Source organism: Streptomyces sp. MUSC 14, assembly GCF_001866675.1.
GTDB lineage: Bacteria > Actinomycetota > Actinomycetes > Streptomycetales > Streptomycetaceae > Streptomyces.
Window position 1 is genome coordinate 66,223 of sequence record NZ_MLYN01000013.1, and the last position, 17,393, is coordinate 83,615.

Sequence of the window (17,393 nt, forward strand, 5' to 3'; positions counted from 1 at the left end):
GTTCGTGGGCGCCGGAGCCCTGCGGGTCACGGGGAACTTCTTCGGCACGGCCGCGGTGCACCGTTGTCTGCCGCCCCTGCTCGTCATCGTCACGACCTGGCTGATGGCCCTGCCCGACCTGTTCACCGGAGACCTGCACGGCCTCGGACTCAGACTCGGGATCCTGTTCGTCCTCGGCGCCCCGGTGACGGTCACCGCCATCGCGCTGTTCGAGATGGCCCGCCTCAAGCGGGACCAGGGCATCCGGCTCACCGCCCACCCGACCCGGAGCCGATACAACAACCCTCATACATAGGACAGTTGAAGCACAGGACCACCCACGAAGCGCCACCCGGAGCGAGCGCGCCGGTTGGCTTCCGTTCCCCTAGCGTTCAACTGGCGCCCCCTGCCACCGTTGTGTGCCCTCCCTAACCTCCTTGAGGCTTGTGAAGGAAGGGGCTCATGGACACTCTGCTCGCGATCCGGGCACGCGGCATCACGAAGTGTTTCGGCGAGGTCGTCGCACTCGACGGCGTCGACCTGGACGTGGCACAAGGTCAGATCCACGGTCTGGTCGGCCCGAACGGGGCCGGCAAGACGACGCTGCTCGGGCTGCTGCTCGGCCTCGCCGTCGCCGACAGCGGCGGCCTCGACATCCTCGGCACACCGGCCGGGCGGACGTTCGCCGCACCCGACGGCGTCGCCGGCTTCGTGGACGGACCGGGCCTGTACCCCTCGCTCACCGCACGCCAGAACCTCGCCGCGCTGGCCGCACTGCGCGGCCAGGACGCGCGGGCGGCCGGCATCGACGACGTACTCGCCCAGGTCGGGCTCACGGACGTCGCCGACGACAAGGCCCGGGGATTCTCCCTGGGCATGCGCCAGCGGCTCGGACTGGCCGCCGCCCTCCTCACCCGGCCCCGGCTGCTCGTGCTGGACGAGCCGTCCAACGGCCTGGACCCGGCCGGAAAGAAGCACGTGCACGGCGTCCTCAACCGGCTCGCCGCGCAGGGAACCAGCGTCGTGCTCTCCAGTCACCGGATGGACGACCTGGAGGCGCTGTGCTCCGAGGTCACCATCCTCGCCACCGGACGGGTGGTCTTCTCCGGCCCGCTGAGCAAGCTGGCCGCCGAGAACCGCGAACTCGACTACCGGCTCGTCACCTCCGACCCGCAGGCCGCCCGCCGGCTCGCGGCGGACGCGCCCGGGATCCGTACCGTCGACGGCGTCGGCGCGCGCCAGGGCGCCGAGGCACTCGTCGTCCGCGCCCTCGTGCCCGACCTGGACCAACTCGTGACACGGCTGGTACGGGAGGGCATCGCGCTGCGCGAACTCGCCCCCGTGGTGTCCCCGCTGGAGGCCGCGTTCCTCGCCCTCACCGAGCAGCAGGAACCGGCCATGGGACAGCGGGACACCGACATCACCCGGCACACCGCCGACACCGCACGGCAGACCGCCCACGCCGACCGGCAGGAGGCCGACAGATGACCGCGACTGCCGTCCCCCCTGGGCCCGTTGCGGCCGCCACCCGCGTCACCGTGGCCCGTGGCTACCGCTTCGAACTGGTCAAACTCGTCTCGCAGTGGCGTGTCCGGCTGCTCGTCCTCGCCTGCTGGATCGCGCCCGGGCTCTTCGTCGCCGGAGTCGGGCAGCAGAGCACACTGCCCTCCGACACCCTGTTCGGCCGCTGGATGCTCGCCACCGGCTGGGCCGGCCCCCTGGTGATCCTGGGCTTCTCGGGCACCTGGGCGCTGCCGCTGCTGACCTCCGTGGTCGCCGGTGACGTGTTCGCCTCCGAGGACCGGCTCGGCACCTGGCGGCATCTGCTGGTCGCCGTCCGCTCACCCCGCCGGATCTTCGTGGCCAAGGCGCTGGCCAGCCTGACCGTCATCGTGCTCCTCGTGGCCGGGCTGGCCGCCTCCAGCACGGTGGGCGGGCTTCTCGCCGTCGGCAATCATCCGCTGGTCGGGCTCGACGACCATCTGCTCGCCCCCGGGGACGCGGCCGGCAGGGTGCTGCTCGCCTGGCTGAGCGTGCTGGCCCCCACCCTCGCGCTGGCCGGCATCGGACTCCTCGGGTCGGTCGTGCTGGGGCGCTCCCCGATGGGACTGCTGCTGCCCGCGGTCGTCGCCCTCGCGATGCAGCTCGCCCAGATGCTGCCGCTGCCCGTCGCCGTCCGACTCGCCCTGCCCAGCTGGGCGTTCATCGCCTGGAACGGCCTGTTCGCCGACCCGGGCCAGCTCGGACCGCTGGTCATCGGCGTCGTCGTCAGCCTGGTGTGGGCGGTCACGGCGACGGCGATCGCCTATCTGCTCTTCCTGCGGCGCGACTTCACCAACTCCACCGACGACGGATCGGCGCGCCGTGCGGTCACCGCCGGGCTCCTGCCGCTCGCCGGGCTGATCGCCGTCACGGTCGCGGTCGTCGCCGCGCTGACCGGTGCGACCACCGGTTCCGGGATCCGGCAGGACAAGGTGCAGCGCTCACTGGCCACGGCCTTCGCGCACCTCTACCGGATGCAGACCGCACAGCTCAACCGGCCCCCTGTCACCGAGGCACAGCTCACGTCCTCGGCCGCCTGCACCAAGGGCGACGTCGCGGACGACGCACAGGGCGCCGGCAACGACTGGCGCTGCGTCGTCTCCTGGCACCTGCCCGGCACCCGGACCGTGGGGCAGGCCGTCTACCAGCTCGACATCACCGCCGACGGGCGGTTCGTGGCCGACGGCGACGGACCGAAGGAAGTGAACGGCTACTTCCTCGTGCGCACCTCGACCGGAGACGCGCCGAACCCGCTCTGGCAGTTCGACGGCAACGTCGATCTGCTCTCCACCTCCCCGAAGGGATGACGTCATGCAGATAACGCGCCGACGCCGGCAAGCCGAGAAGGAGTACTTCGTCCTGCTCGGCAGACATGTCGGCCGCCGGGCGACGCTGCTCACGGCATGCATCACCACGGCGGCCCTGGCCACCGGCACCGCAGTGGCCTCGACACAGCAGTTCGGCAAGGAGCAGGTCGGCCAGGTCACCGGCAAGGGCCAGGTCATCTCCAGCGACCAGTACCTCAACCCGTACGGCAGCCGCCTCGTCATCAACGACGGCAAGATCATGTCCTCGACGGTCAGCCCGGACGGCAGCCACCTCGCCGCCGCGGTCACCGACGGCGACGCGGCCCTGGTGGTCGTGGACCTGAAGACCGGGAAGGTGAAGCAGAAAGTCGGCACCAACGCGGCGGACGACCTGCGGATCAAGGACGGCTCCGTCGGCCAGGAGGGCCCGACGTACTCGCCCGACGGCAAGCAGCTGTGGCTCGGCCAGACCGACGGCTACACCAAGTTCACGGTGAGCGCCGACGGCACCCTCGCCGACCCGGTGACGGTCTCCATCCCGGCCGACGGCGCCAAGCACGCCCTGGCGAGCGCGGCGGTGTTCTCCGCCGACGGCTCCACCGTGTACTCCGCGGTCAACGGCCAGAACCGGGTGGTGGCCATCGACGCGGCGACCGGCGCCGTCAAGCAGAGCTGGTCGGTGGGCAACGCCCCGCGCGGCATGGTCCAGGTCGGCGACAAGCTCTACGTCAGCAACGAGGGCGGCCGTCCGGCGAAGGCCGGCGACACCACGATCAACTCCTACGGCACCCAGGTCCCGGCCAATCCGAAGACCGGTGCCACCACGACCGGCACGGTCAGCGTCATCGACCTGAAGGACGCCTCCGCCGCCGTCGGCACCATCGAGGTCGGTCTGCACCCGACCGCCGTGTATGCCAAGCGCGGCGCGGTGTTCGTCACCAACACCGCCGACAACAACGTGTCGGTCATCAACACCAGGAACGACAAGGTCGTACAGACCATCTCCACCCAGCCGTGGCCGGAGGCCTCGGTCGGCTACGAGCCCAACGCGGTCACCCTCACCGACGACGGCCACCTGCTCGTGACGCTCGGCCGCGCCAACGCGGTCGCCGTCTACCGCTACACCTCCGCACAGGAGCCGGTCTCCTACGTCGGTCTGCTCCCGACGGACTACTTCCCCTCCGAGATCACCACCGTCGGCAGGACGGTCGTCGTCTCCAACACCCGTGGCATCGACGCCCGCCGCCCCGACAGCGCCGGCCACGGCACCCACGACACCACGTCCAGCCTGACCCAGTTCGCGCTGCCCAGCGACCGCACCATCCGCTCCGAGACCCGCAAGGTCTTCCAGCAGAACGGCTGGACCGCGGGCGCGGTGCAGACGGCGAACAAGCACAGCAAGGCCAGGGCGGTGCCGGTCCCGGCGCGCCTCGGCGACCCCTCGACGATCAAGCACGTCTTCCTGATCGTCAAGGAGAACCGGACCTACGACCAGGTCTACGGCGACATCGCGAAAGGCAACGGCGACCCGTCGCTGACCCAGTTCGGCGAGAACGTGACGCCCAACCAGCACGCGCTGGCCGAGCAGTTCGGGCTCTACGACAACACGTACGACATCGGCACGAACTCGGCCGAGGGCCACAACTGGCTGATGCAGGCCGACAATCCCGAGTACACCGAGTCCTCGGCCGGTGAGTACCTGCGCAGCTACGACACCGAGGACGACGCGCTCGGCCATCAGAAGTCGGGCTTCCTGTGGTCCGGTGCGCAGGCGGCCGGCAAGTCCGTCCGGGACTTCGGTGAGTTCCAGCAGTTCCTGACCAAGCCGTCGGGCGCGAGCTGGCAGAACCTGTACTGCGACGCCAAGAACATGGCCGCGACCGGGCAGGGCACCGCCTACCCGTTGAACTCGTCCTCGCCGATCCCGTCACTCAACAGCGTGTCGGTCCCCGGCTTCCCGAAGTTCGACACCAGCGTCCCGGACGTCTACCGGGAGCAGATCTGGAAACAGGACTTCGAGAAGAACGGTCCGGCGAACCTGAACATGTTCTGGCTCTCCAGCGACCACACCGGCGGTCCGGCGAGCCCCGCGGCCCAGGTCGCGGACAACGACCTCGCGACCGGCAAGATCGTCGACGAGATCTCGCACAGCAAGTACTGGAAGGACTCGGCGATCTTCGTCGTCGAGGACGACTCCCAGGCCGGCCTCGACCATGTCGACGGCCACCGTGCGCCGATCCAGATCATCAGCCCCTGGGCCCAGCACGACACGGTTGACAGTCACTACTACTCGCAGATCACCATGATCCGCACCATCGAGCAGATCCTCGGGATCCACCCGATGAACCAGAAGGACAGCGCGGCCACCCCCATGCGCGGCGCCTTCACCAGCCACCCGGACGACACGCCGTTCACGGCGCTGCCCAACCGGACCTCGCTGACCGACGGTCTGAGCACCCCGCCGTCCTGCGGTGTGGACACCCCGGCCGCGCAGAACACCAAGGCGGCGCTCGTCCCGGCGACGAAGGTCCCGGCGGACAAGAAGTCCCTCGTGTCCGCGTGGAACACCTGGAAGTCGAAGCAGCGGCTGACCGGCCCGAACGCCGTGCCCGACTACGCGAACCCCGAGCAGATGAACCACCTCACCTGGTACGAGACCCACAACTGGAGCACGCCGTACCCCGGCGAGAAGAAGATCTTCGCTCCGAACGACGTACCCGGCGCGTACATCCCGTCCGCCGAGAACGACGGCTGACCCAGCCCCGAACCACGAAAACGTGCGGCGCATCTCTTGTGGGGGGAGAGGTGCGCCGCACGCGTGCAGGGGGCGTCGGAGACTAGCTCAGGCTGAAGTCGTCGGCGTAGATGTCGGACTGGCCGTACCAGCCGTGGACGTAGACGGTGACGGTTCCGCTGCTGCCGGTGGTGAAGGTGACCGACTGCCGGTTCCACGTGGAGCTGTTCGACCAGGTGCTGGCGGTGGCGCCGCCGCCGACCCCGATGTAGGCGTACGGGCCCTGGGTCCAGCCGCTCAGCGTGTAGCTGTGGTCGGGGGACAGGGTGACGGTCTGGTCGCACTCGCCGGTGCTGCTCGCGCTCGGGGTGACCTGGAGGCCGTGGCTGCCGGAGTGGACCGGGGCGGTGACCACGGAACTCCCGCCCGTGCAGGTCCAGGGGCCCAGGCCGCCGGTCTCGAACCCGGCGTTGGCCAGCGAGCCACCGCCGCCCCCGCCCCCGCCTCCGCTGGCGGTGACGGTGAGCGTGTACGTCGCGCTGCGGCTGCCACTGGCGGCCGTACCGGTGACGGTGATGGGGTAACTGCCCGCTGCCGCGGATGAGTTGACCGACGCCGTCAGAGTCGACGTGCCGCCGGAGGTGACCGATGCCGGACTGAAGGAGACGCTGACGCCGGAGGGTACGCCGGTGGCGGAGAGGCCGACGGACTCGGCGCTGCCGGAGGTCACGGCGGTGTTCACGGTCGCGGTGGCCGAACCGCCCTGGGCGGCCGAGGCGGAACCCGGCGACAGCGAGAGCGAGAAGTCGCTGCCCGTGTTGCCGCCCCCACCGCCCGAACTGCCCTCGTACGGCACGAACGCGTCCGTGAAGGCGAGGCTGTTCTGACTGATCTCGCTGCACGCGGGCAGGGAGTTGGCGCTTCCACTGCACGGCTGGTCGCGGGTGACCGCCCAGAACGCGAGGCGTCCGACGCCGTTCTGCGCGGCGAAGTTCTCCACCGTCTGCGCGTCATCCCGGGTGAAGGTGGAGCCGTCGTCGTTCTTGCCGATCATCGGGGTGATGCCGAGATTGGCGTATGTGTAGCCGGAGTCGACGGACTGCATCTGGGCCAGCGTGGCCTTGGCCGCGTCGACGGCGCCCTGACCCATCTCGGTGCCGGTGCCCGCGTAGTAGTCCATGGCCATGATGTTGACCACGTCGATCTTGATGCCGGCGTTCTTGGCGGCCTTGAGGATGTTGACCCCGTCGCCCGTGAGGCCGCTGGTCAGCACCGGCAGGGTCATGGAGAACCGGAGGTTCGGGTTGGCCGCCTTGAGGTCCTTCATCGCCTGCATCTGCCGGGCCGCCGCCGCGGTGTCCGCGACCGCGGCGCCCTCGACGTCGAAGTCCAGCTGGGTGACGCCGTAGTCATCGATGATGGCCTGGTATCCGGCGTCGATGCTGCTCTGTGTGGAGCAGGTCCAGGCCAGCGGCTCACCGCTCGCCCCGCCGGAGGAGATGATGACCGACGCGCCCTCGGACTTCGCCTTGGCGATCTCGGGGTCGGTGTAGGAGTCGTTGCCGATGGGGAGCGTGTCGCCCCAGATCTGGTTGCAGCCCGTGCCGAGCACGAAGGCCGCGGTGTAGGCCTTGAGGCCGTGTCCGGTGACGGCCGTGTCGAGCAGGCCCTCCTGACCGTTCGACATGTCGACATAGGGAGCCACGGAGTACACGCTGCCCGCCGTGGACGCGGCACTGCTGGCCGGCGCCAGGGCGGTGGCGGCGCCGGTGGCCGCCAGTGCGAGCGCGCAGGCGGAGGCCGCGAATCTTGCCAGGTGCATGACAGTGCCCCTTTCGGGGATGCCCCTCGGGCGTTCGAGTGATGGGGAGTTGGTACATACCAAACAGCCCGAGAGTGCACCCGTCAAGAGGACTAGACCAAATCAGAACGATCCGGGGGCCTGACACCCGTTCAGGCGGTGACCCCCGGCCGGCCTACGCGCCGGCCGGCAGCACGTGGTCGCCCGCCTTGTCCGTGCTCAGGCACAGCGAGCACACGACCGCACCGTGGGCGGCGCACGCCGTCAGGTCCGGGCGTTCGTACGGCTGGTGGCACACGTGGCAGTCGAGGGTGACCGCGCTCGGGTTGCCGTCCGCGTCGAGCAGCGGCTCGGTCAGGCCGTCGTCGGTGCGGCGCAGGTAGTACTTCCCCCTGGTGACGACGGCCGTCACGGGGGTGAGGACGAAGGCGAGCACGGCCGCGGCGACCGGGGAGTACGGCTGGAGGGTGTCGCCCAGCAGATGGAAGTACATCGCGATCGACAGGCCGGAGGCCGCCACGAAGGCGACGACGCCCACCGGGTTGACGGCGTACAGCATGCCGCGCCGGAACTCGGGGATCAGCGGGGACAGCTTCAGCACGTACTTGTTGACGCCGATGTCCGTGGCGACGGTGACCACCCAGGCGATCGCGCAGTTCGAGTAGAAACCCAGGACGCTGTTGAGGAAGCTGAACATGTCCGCCTCCATCAGCGCCAGCGCGAAGCCGAGGTTGACCAGCACGAAGATCATGCGGCCGGGATAGTGCCTGGTGATCCGGGTGAAGGAGTTCGTCCACGCCAGCGAACCGGAGTAGGCGTTCGTCACGTTGATCTTGATCTGGCTGATCACCACCAGCACCACGGCCAGCGGGACGACCAACCAGGACGGCATCATCGTGTCGAAGGCGCCCCGGAACTGCTGGATCGGCTCGGTCGCGGCGGCCGGTCCGACCTTGGCGAGGATGTAGACGGCGAGGAAGACGCCGATGGCCTGCTTCAGCGCCCCCAGCACCACCCAGCCCGGGCCCGCCATGACGACGGCGGTCCACCACGTGCGCTTGTTCGCCTCGGTCCGCGGCGGCATGAAGCGCAGGTAGTCGATCTGCTCGCCGATCTGCGCGATCAGGGACAGACACACACCGGCGCCGAGCAGCACGGACGCGGTGTCGATGCCGCCGTGGCCGTCGGTGCCGGCGTAGGAGAGGAAGCGGTCGACCGTGCCGGGGTCGGTGGCGATCAGGTAGGCCAGTGGGCCGACCATCAGGAGCAGCCAGATCGGGGTCGTCCACACCTGGAGCTTGCTGAGCGCCTTCATGCCGTAGATCACCAGGGGGATGACCATCAGCGTGGCGGTCAAGTAGCCCAGCCACAGCGGCAGTCCGAGGCCCAGCTTCAGGCCCTGGGCCATGATCGAGCCTTCGAGGGCGAAGAAGATGAAGGTGAAGCTGGCGAAGATGACGCTGGTGAGGACCGAGCCGTAGTAGCCGAAGCCGGAGCCGCGGGTGATCAGGTCGAGGTCGATGTTGTAGCGGGCGCCGTAGTACGCGAGCGGGAGACCGGTGACGAAGATGACGACGGCGGCCACCGCGATGGCCACGAGCGCGTTGCCGGTGCCGTGGGCCAGGCCGATGCCGGCGCCGATGGAGAAGTCGGCCATGTACGCGATGCCGCCGAGCGCGGTCGTCGCCACGACCATGGGGGTCCAGCGCCGGTAACTGCGCGGAGCGAAACGGAGGGTGTAGTCCTCCAGCGTCTCCTGCGCCGCCTGTCCGGCGGCGCCCTGCGGCGTGGCCGGCTCCGCCGTGGCCGGTGCCGGCGGCCGTGACTCCGTGGTGCTCATGTCGCGCCTCCCGGTGCTGCGTACGGCCGTGTATACGACCTGATCCGTGGCCGGTCACGCTAGAAAGCCGTTGTTACCCCCGCTTCCCGCCCTCGTGAACGCGATGTTTCCGGGAACTCACCCGTCGTTCGGGGGAGTTGCCGCCTGCCGCGCCGCGAGCAGCGGGTTCCGGTACGGGTGCGTCGCGTCGAGCCGGGACGTCAGGTACTCGCCGGCCACCTGGGGGGCGTAGCGGGGTTCGGCGCCCGGGGCGAGGCAACTGGGGAGACAGGTGATGCGGGCCCGGTAGGGCGGGGTGACGAACAGCGGGATCGAGTACCGGTCGGTGTCCGCGGGGTTGACCACCCGGTGCGGGTTGGAGACCCAGCGGTCGTTGGTCCAGATCGCCATCAGATCACCGAGGTTCACCACCAACAGGTCCTCCGGTACGGCCACTCGGATCCAGGTGCCGTCGCGCCGCATGACCTCCAGTCCGCCCACCCCGTCGTCGGCCAGCAGGGTCACCGTGCCGTAGTCGGTGTGCTCCCCGCAGCCGAGCTGACCAGGGGCGGGCCGCGCGTGCCGCTGCGGCGGATAGTGCAGCAGCCTGAGGTGGTACATCACCTCGCCGCCCGCCATCGTGAGCAGATGGTCGTCCGGCAGCCCGAGGGAACGGGCGAGGGCGCGCTGGACCCGCTCGGCGGCCTCGACCGCCTCGGCCCGGTAGGCGCTCCAGGCCTGCCGGAAGCCGGGCAGATCCGGAAGCTGGTTCGGGCCGAAGGTCGGGGTGCCCGCGAGCACTTCGGGGTGATCGGGACCGTGCTCCCCACCGGTGTCCAGCCCCTCCTTCAGATCACCGGTGGTCCTTTCGTCCAGGGTCTCGGCGGCGATGCCGAAGTACCCGCGATGGCAGGTCGAGCGGCTGATCGCGAGCGCGTTCTTGGCGGCGGCAGGCAGCGCGAAGAACTCCCTGGAGGCCGCGAACATCGCCGCACGGGTCTCGGGCCGCACCCCGTGACCGGCGGCGAGGAAGAAACCGGTGTCCCGGCAGATGCGGTCCACCTCGGCCGCCACCGCGTCCCGTCCGGGATCCGGCGCCGCCCCGGTGGCGAAACCGCTGATGTCGACAACCGGCAGGCCGGCCATGTGATCTCCTCGAAATTCAGGGTGCGACGGTGGCACGGTCCTCATGTCACCCGGGCGGATGCGGACGCCGGAGCTCCCGGCGCAGGACCTTGCCCGTCGGACCGCGCGGAAGGGCGCTGACGATGCGTGCCTCATGGATCCGTTTGGGCGCGGACACCCGGGCCGCCACGAAGAGGACGAGCTCCTCCGGACTCGCCGGGGCGCGCAGGGTGACGAAGGCGACCGGCACCTCACCGGCGCGGGCGTCCGGCCGTCCGACGACGGCGGCCTCGGCCACGGCGGGATGCCGGGTGAGCACCGCCTCCACCTCCGCCGGGGACACCTGGTGCCCCTTGCACTTGATGAGGTCCTTGAGCCGGTCGGTGATCCAGAGGTAGCCCTCGCCGTCCACATGACCGACGTCGCCGGTGCGCAGCCAGCCGTCCGCGCCGAGAACCCGCCGCGTGGCCTGCGGATCGCCGAGGTAGCCGGCCATCAGCCCCGGGCCGGTGACGTGCACCTCGCCCGACGAACCGGCGGGCACCTCGTGGCCGTTCCGCACGATCCGGATCCGCACGCCGGGCAGGGGCAGCCCCGCCGAGCCGGGCCGGGCCCGGCCGTCCACCGGGTTGACCGTGATCATCGGCCCGCCCTCGGTCATGCCGTACCCCTGCGCGACGACGCAGCCGAGCCGCTGTGCACAGGCGCGTTCGAGTTCTGCGCCGGCGCCGGCACCGCCCACGTACACGACACGCAGCGCGCTCAGGTCGTACCGGTCCACCAGCGCACCGGTGGCGAGCAGGTCGACGAGCGGTGGCGGGACGATCGTCTGCGTCACCCGGTGCCGGCTCAGCGCACCGAGGAACGCGGCGGGCGTGAAACGGTCCAGCGTGACCACGGTGGCCCCGGCCGCGAGCCCTCTCAGCAGCACTCCGCAGACCCCCATCACATGCGCGAACGGGGCCAGCGCCAGGAGGACGTCGTCGGTGCAGAGCGGCAGCGGACCCGCCGCCTGACGCAGGTTGGCGATCAGGCCGCCGTGGGTGAGCACGGCGCACTTCGGCAGGCCCGTCGTGCCGCTGGACAGGGCGAGGACCGCAGGATCGCCGGCACGCACGACGACGGATACCGCGGCGGATCGCGCGGCCCGGCGGTCCGGCAGGAGGTCGAGCACAGCTCCGACGCCCGCCCGGACGGCCGCGGCGCGGGCCGGCGCCCGGAGTGCCGGCGCCGTGACGAGCACGGCGGCACGGCCGAGCGCGAGCTGGCCGGCGAGTTCCTCCTCGGTCGCCAGCGGGCTGCACAGCATCGCCGCGGCGCCCGCCCGCAGCACGGCGCACAGCGCGGGCGCGAAGTCCGGGACATTGGGCAGGTGCAGTGCGACCACGTCGCCCCGCCCGACGCCCAGGGCGGCCAGCCCGGCCGCCCCGCGCCGCGCGCGGTCCGCGAGCGCGCGGCCGGTGAGCGGTCCGGTTCCGTCGGCGGCGACGATCGCGGTCCGCCCGTGCGGCACGGCGCCGAGCACGTACCGGGCCAGCCCGCCCTCGCCGCTCACGCGAGAGCGGTGAAGTGCCCGGCCAGGAAGCGCCGGACCGCCGCCAGGAACAGTTCCCTCTCCTCGACGAAGGCGAAGTGACCGCTGTGTTCGCAGACGATCAGTTCCGCCTGCGGCACACCGGCGGCGATCGCCTGCGCCGCCTCGACCGAGCAGACCCGGTCGTCCCGGCCGGCGAACAGCAGCATCGGGCCTTTGACCTGGTCGAGACGGTCCTGCACGTCGATGCCGCCGTAGCCGTTGGCCACGAAGTGCCGCAGCACGGCAGGTGCGTACCGGGTGTCCTTCGTGCGCTCCCGGTACTCCGTGATGCGCGGGTCGGCGGGGTCGGAGAACAGGAAGGGCAGCTGCGTGTCCAGGGCGTCCCGTGCCTGCGCGGGGGTGCGCACCCGGACGGAGCGTTCCATCGCCGCACCCACCTGGTCCCGCAGCTCGGCCGGCCGGAACGTCTCCAGCGACGTGTCGGCATGTGCGAAGTGGGCGACGGACGGTACGGCGGCGCACAGGATGCTCGCGACGTCCGTGGTCGGCTCGTCGACGGCGTGCTGGAGCGCGACGAACGCCCCCAACGAGTGGCCGAGCACGGCGTACTCACGCAGTCCGAGGGCCCGCGCCACCGCGCCCACGTCCGCCGCCAGCCGTCCGAGCGTCCAGCTGTTCTCGGCGGACGAGGGCGAACGCCCGTGGCCGCGCTGGTCGATGAACAGCAGGCGGTGGCTGTCGGCGAGCGGGTCCAGATAGTCACCGAAGGACCCGTGGTCGAGGCCGGCACCGTGCAGCACGAACACCGCCGGTCCGCTGCCCCGTTCCGCGACATGGAGTGCGGTGTCCCCGACATCGACCAACGCACCGTCTACGGTCATGGCGTTCCTCCTGGTTCAGATGCGCTCGACGGTGAGCCACATGTGCTCTTTGGTACGGAAGTTGCTGTCCCAGGCGGCCCGGCCGACCTGTCTCAGCGCGTCGACGTCCTCGGCGACGACCCGGCCGAGCACCGGAGCGTGCAGTGTCTCGGTGGTGGGCCCGTACTGGACGACCAGCTTGTTGCCGGTGGCCTGGGAGAAGCGGAGCCTGCCCACGGGGGCGTCGCGGATGCGCTCCGTCACCGGCGTCGGGGCCACGCTCACCAACGGCGTCCAGGCGTACATGGACTCGCCGGTCACGACCGCGTGGTCCTGCAGCACCGTGAACGGCAGAGCGGCGAGGAAGTCGTCGCACAGGCGCTCGTTGAGGTCGCGGCAGACCTCCGCGACCACCTCGACGCCCAGGGGCTCCCATCGCAGCCGTACCGGTGTGCGCACCGAGGAGCCCTCGTCGCACGCGGCAGGCAGCGGCTGCGCCATGACGTCGGGCGGCGCGGCGTCGTAGCGGTACGCCTCGCCGACGTGCCACGGGAAGTAGTGATGGGACCAGGCCGTGAGGCGGTTGACGTACGCGACGAACGCGGACAGCGCCGTGACGAGCCCGCGGTGGTCGCGGACACCTGACTCGACCATGAGCCGGGCGTGATCGGCCAGCTGCTCGAAACCGCTGTACCGGAGGAACTCGCCGTACATGGGGACCCAGCTGCGCAGTACCGCCAGCGCGCTGTGCACGCCGATCTCCCGGTGGGCCACCATACGCAGCGCCTGGTAGAGGTTCATGGAGTAGTCGCGCAGGATCCCGTTGGCCAGGTCCCAGGCGGTGAAGTACTGGCCGTACGAGCCCGGCCGGTGGGGGAGTGCGCCGGTGCGCAGGGCGTGGATCTCCGCGGGTTCCCGGGCCAGCAGACGTGCGGTCAGGGCGCGCAGATCGGACCAGGCCCGGGCCTCGGTCGTGTCGGTCGGCGTGGTGGTCATGGAGCCTTTCCTGTGTCATGCGTGACCGGTCGGCGCGCGCGGGTCCGCGGGGGCGGGGTGTAGCGGCCGGTGATGACGCCGTCCGGATCCAGCGCCTGCTTGAGCGCGGAGACGGTGCGCCAGAAGCCGTCGTCGGTGCGCTCGATGAACGGGCCGGCCGAGTCGACGTCCAGCCGCATCGGATAGATGCCGTGAGCCTCCAGCCGTCGGTGCAGTTCGTTCCGCAGGGCGTGGGCGCGCGACACCGCATCGGGGCTGCGCCGGTCGAAGTAGAAGGGGAAGAAGCCGGACAGGGCGGTGGGGCCGATCATGCCGAACAGACACGCGGCCGTGATGCCGGCCTCGTCGGCGGCGGCCCGGACCTCCGCGACGCAGGCGGCCACGTGCGCTCCGGAGAACGGCAGCGTCACGTTGGCGCACAGGAAGCCGGGCAGGTCGCGGTCATGGTCCAGGCCGGCCGTCCCGGGCGGGAAGGACTTTCCGGCGGACCGGGCGATGTTCTCCAGCGAACGGTCCGAGGGGATGCCCTGGGCGAGGCGCAGCCGGGCTTCCAGCAGGGCGCGGTCCTCGCCGTCGCGGGCCCGGGGATCGTCGTGCTCGGTGTCGAAGCCGTCCGTGCGGAGCACCAGGGCGTTCATGCGGCGTCGCAACTCCCGGCCGGCCTCGGCCCGGATCGCGCTGGTGCCGTAGAGCGTGATCTGTGCCTTCCAGGTGGCCCCGGTGTCGCGCCGGAAGAACCGGATGTGGGGGTCGATGCCGTCGGTGACGCGGACGTACCCCGTGATGACACCGTCCTCACGGGCCTGGCGCAGCGCGTCGACGACGCGGGGCAGCCTGGCCTCGGCGGCTTCGAGCGTCAGCTCCCGGAAGGGCCGGGCCGGGTGCAGACGCAGCACCATCTTCGTGACGATGCCGAAGCTGGACTGGACGAACAGGCCGCGCAGGTCCGGTCCCAGACCCGGCGGATAGTGCTGGATCAGGTCGCCGGACTCCCGCAGGTGCCACAGCCCGGTGCGTACCGTCTCGCCGTTTCCCAGGGCCACTTCGACGCCGAGCAGGTCGTCGAAGCGCGCGCCGAGATGGCCGCCGCCGTGGTCGAGGACGTTGCCCACGATGCTCGTCTCCCGGCCGGCCCCGGTCACATTGAGTTTCAGGGCGCAGCCCAGCCCCGTGAGGTGGTCGGCGAGCTGTCCCTGGGTCGTGCCGGGCTCGAAGACGGCGTAGCGGTACTGCGTATTGACCTCGATGATGCGATTCATCCGGCCGAGGTCGACCAGGGCCACCGGCCCACGGGGTGGCAGCGCCGATCCGAATCCCCAGTTGCGGCCGGTACTGAGGGGATGGAGCGGCACTCCGGTCGAGCGGGCCACGTCGATGATGTGCCGTACGTCATCCGGTGTCGTAGGCCGCAGCAGGGCAATCAGCGCACGGGGACGGTACTCCGACGTATTCATCTGATAGGCGGCGAGGACCTGCGCATCGGTCGAGACCGCCGTGGTGCCGAGTACGGCCCGCCAGTCGGCCACCGCCCGGTCGGCTTGTCGCATGTTTTTCATTATCGGCCCTGTCCCACTTTATATGACGGATTCCATGATCCGGGACGGGATCTCGATTTGTCAAAGCGGCAAAATCGACCGCACGCGATAATGAGAGATTTTTATATGATGAAAGGTGATCGAGGGAAGATGCCGTGTCAGGCGTCCGGTGCTGCTACATTCGGGCCCGATATTCGTCCCCAATTTACTTTCTCGCGTATTGCCGCAGATGCGACCGAATTGAATGTTCTGGGAATTTCCGAGAAAATTCGGCAGGAGGCGACTTGTCAATGAACCCGGTTTCGGCAACGCTCTCGAGTACTGTCCCGTTCCTCAAAGTGACCGACCCCGAATTCGATTTCCGCGGGCCGGAGGTGGCCGCGGCGCAGGCGGGCGACTGGCGCGCCGAAAGCCCGATCGGGCTCGTGGTCCTGCGCTACGCGGAGGCGCAGGAACTGCTGCGCGACCCTCGCCTGAGGCAGTCCGGAGAGAACTATCTCGCGATGAACGGAGTGATCGACGGGCCACTGTACGACTGGTACCTGCCGATGATCATCAATCAGGACGGCGAGGACCACCGCCGCCTGCGCGGCCTGGTGAGCAAGGCCTTCACCCTCCGGATGGTCAACAATCTGCGGCCCGGCGTGCGGGCGGCCGCGGAGCGGCTGGCGGACCGGCTCGCGGCCGCGGGCGCCTGGGACTTCGTCGAGGAGTACGCCGATCGCCTCCCGCTCGCCGTGATGTCCGAACTGCTCGGCATCCCCGCGGAGGACCACGAGATCTTCCGCCGCCGGAGCACCGACATCGGCCTGGTGTTCAGCCTCGCGCACGGCGGGGACATCCGCGCCAGGGTCGAGACCGCGGTGACCGAACTCCACGCATATGTCGACGGCCTGATGGCCGACAAGCGGGCGCATCCGGGCAGCGATCTCGTGTCCGCGCTGGTCGCCATGGAGCCGGACGACGAGCATCTGAGCCTGGCGGAGCTGCGCAACTTCATCGTCGCCCTGGTGTTCGCGGCCCATGACGCCACGCTCCGGCAGCTCGCCCACGCCATGGTCGCCTTCGCCGAGCACCCCGAGCAGTGGACCGTGCTCGCGCGCCGGCCCCAGCTGTTGGACAAGGCGGTCGAGGAGGTGATGCGCTGGGCCCCGACGACCACGACCGTGCACCGGTTCGCCACGGCGGACTTCGACTTCCGCTCCGTGCGCCTGACCGCCGGCACGGCCGTCACCGTCGCGGTCGTACCGGCCCAACGCGATCCCGCCGTCTTCCGCGACGGGCATCGCTTCGACATCACCGCTCCGCGCGAGGCCCCGCTGCTCCAGTTCGGCGCCGGACCGCACCACTGCCTCGGCGCGGTGCTGGCGCGCGCCGAACTCGGCGAAGCCCTGCGCGCGCTCACCGCCCGCTTCGGCCCGCCCGTCGTCACCGACCGCATCACCTGGCGGCCTCCCATGGGCATCAGCGGCCCGGCCGTCCTGCCGCTCCGCTTCGACCCGCGCCGGTGAGGCACGGCCGGTGACACCGCCCGGCCGGGGGCGGCGCCCGGACCTCACACCGCCGCCCCCGCGAACACCACCCGCACGCTGCGCACCCGCCGGTCGCGGCGGAACATGAGCCAGGCCAGGTTGGTGGGCACGGATCGGCACTGTCTCGGCCGGTCACCCCATGGCGTACTCCCTTGTCCAGGACCCGGCGCATGACGGGGCCGGGATGGATCCGCCTCTCGGGCGTGCCGAACCGGCCGACCACCTCGCCCTCCGCCGGCGTGGCCACGGCCTCGTGCGTGCTCTCCTCGGGGAGTGCGGATACGTCGCGCTCGTCAGGGACCGGGGCGAAACGGCCCCGGAGACGGAGGGGGGACCTTGCCGGACGGGGTGCGACCCGGGCTTGCGGTGAGCCGGTACTGGCCGGTGTGACCGCGGCCGGCGAGCCTGCTGACGGGAGCGGCGCTGCCCGCCCGGTTCGGGGCCCCGACCGGACCACGGACGGCCAGGCTGAAGCCGAGGAATGTGAGTCCGGCGCCCAGGCGCTGGTGACGTGGGTGTTGATCCGGACGAACTCCCGCATGTCCCCGTACGCGCGGGGTGTCCGGCCCTTGGCGATGCCCCGTGCGAACGGGCGGCGGGCGGCCGGGCTTCCCCAGGCGGTGACG

At 70.6% G+C, this 17,393-nt stretch carries 12 protein-coding genes; 5 read left to right on the forward strand and 7 right to left on the reverse strand.

All coding sequences use genetic code 11. The features are described from left to right. The first annotated feature begins 4 nt into the window (after positions 1-4). The 4 genes from BIV25_RS54220 to BIV25_RS06435 all read left to right on the forward strand — a co-directional run bounded on the left by BIV25_RS54220 (position 5) and on the right by BIV25_RS06435 (position 5,583). Positions 5-295 carry a hypothetical protein gene (locus BIV25_RS54220; protein ID WP_071371172.1) on the forward strand — a complete coding sequence of 97 codons (291 nt, stop codon included), beginning with the start codon at positions 5-7 and terminating at the stop codon, positions 293-295. Positions 296-441: 146 nt separating this feature from the next. Beyond that, positions 442-1,467 (forward strand): ABC transporter ATP-binding protein, encoded by a 1,026-nt coding sequence (locus BIV25_RS06425; protein ID WP_079176461.1) that lies wholly within the window; start codon positions 442-444, stop codon positions 1,465-1,467. Continuing rightward, on the forward strand, positions 1,464-2,828 hold the full coding sequence (locus tag BIV25_RS06430; protein ID WP_071371173.1) for an ABC transporter permease: 1,365 nt from the start codon (positions 1,464-1,466) through the stop codon (positions 2,826-2,828). Before BIV25_RS06425 ends, BIV25_RS06430 begins: the two co-directional genes overlap by 4 nt. Positions 2,829-2,832: 4 nt before the next feature. Further along, a complete protein-coding gene (locus BIV25_RS06435; RefSeq protein ID WP_071371174.1) occupies positions 2,833-5,583 on the forward strand; it encodes a bifunctional YncE family protein/alkaline phosphatase family protein in 2,751 nt (916 codons plus the stop codon). Between the two features lie 82 nt (positions 5,584-5,665). Here the strand turns inward: BIV25_RS06435 and BIV25_RS06440 are convergent, their stop codons facing one another. The 7 genes from BIV25_RS06440 to BIV25_RS06470 form a co-directional block, all read right to left on the reverse strand. Further along, the gene (locus BIV25_RS06440) at positions 5,666-7,384 is read right to left on the reverse strand and encodes a carbohydrate binding domain-containing protein (RefSeq protein WP_071371175.1); all 1,719 of its coding nucleotides are present in this window, start codon (positions 7,382-7,384) and stop codon (positions 5,666-5,668) included. A 154-nt stretch (positions 7,385-7,538) separates the two neighbouring features. Then, complete coding sequence (locus BIV25_RS06445) at positions 7,539-9,203, reverse strand: allantoin permease (RefSeq protein ID WP_071371176.1); 1,665 nt, start codon at positions 9,201-9,203, stop codon at positions 7,539-7,541. Between the two features lie 117 nt (positions 9,204-9,320). Then, positions 9,321-10,328, reverse strand: coding sequence for an isopenicillin N synthase family oxygenase (locus BIV25_RS06450; protein WP_071371177.1), 1,008 nt, complete (start codon positions 10,326-10,328; stop codon positions 9,321-9,323). Positions 10,329-10,374: 46 nt separating this feature from the next. Further along, positions 10,375-11,862, reverse strand: coding sequence for a class I adenylate-forming enzyme family protein (locus tag BIV25_RS06455; RefSeq protein WP_071371178.1), 1,488 nt, complete (start codon positions 11,860-11,862; stop codon positions 10,375-10,377). Further along, positions 11,859-12,725, reverse strand: coding sequence for an alpha/beta fold hydrolase (locus BIV25_RS06460; protein ID WP_071371179.1), 867 nt, complete (start codon positions 12,723-12,725; stop codon positions 11,859-11,861). Before BIV25_RS06460 ends, BIV25_RS06455 begins: the two co-directional genes overlap by 4 nt. A gap of 15 nt (positions 12,726-12,740) precedes the next feature. After that, positions 12,741-13,700, reverse strand: coding sequence for a hypothetical protein (locus tag BIV25_RS06465; protein ID WP_071371180.1), 960 nt, complete (start codon positions 13,698-13,700; stop codon positions 12,741-12,743). Continuing rightward, positions 13,697-15,247, reverse strand: a complete 1,551-nt coding sequence (locus tag BIV25_RS06470; RefSeq protein ID WP_071371181.1) for an FAD-binding oxidoreductase — start codon at positions 15,245-15,247, stop codon at positions 13,697-13,699. The genes BIV25_RS06465 and BIV25_RS06470 overlap by 4 nt, the downstream gene beginning before the upstream one ends. Positions 15,248-15,573: 326 nt before the next feature. Here BIV25_RS06470 and BIV25_RS06475 point away from each other — a divergent pair, with 326 nt between their 5' ends. Next, on the forward strand, positions 15,574-16,746 hold the full coding sequence (locus BIV25_RS06475; protein ID WP_218158442.1) for a cytochrome P450: 1,173 nt from the start codon (positions 15,574-15,576) through the stop codon (positions 16,744-16,746). Positions 16,747-17,393 lie beyond the last annotated feature (647 nt).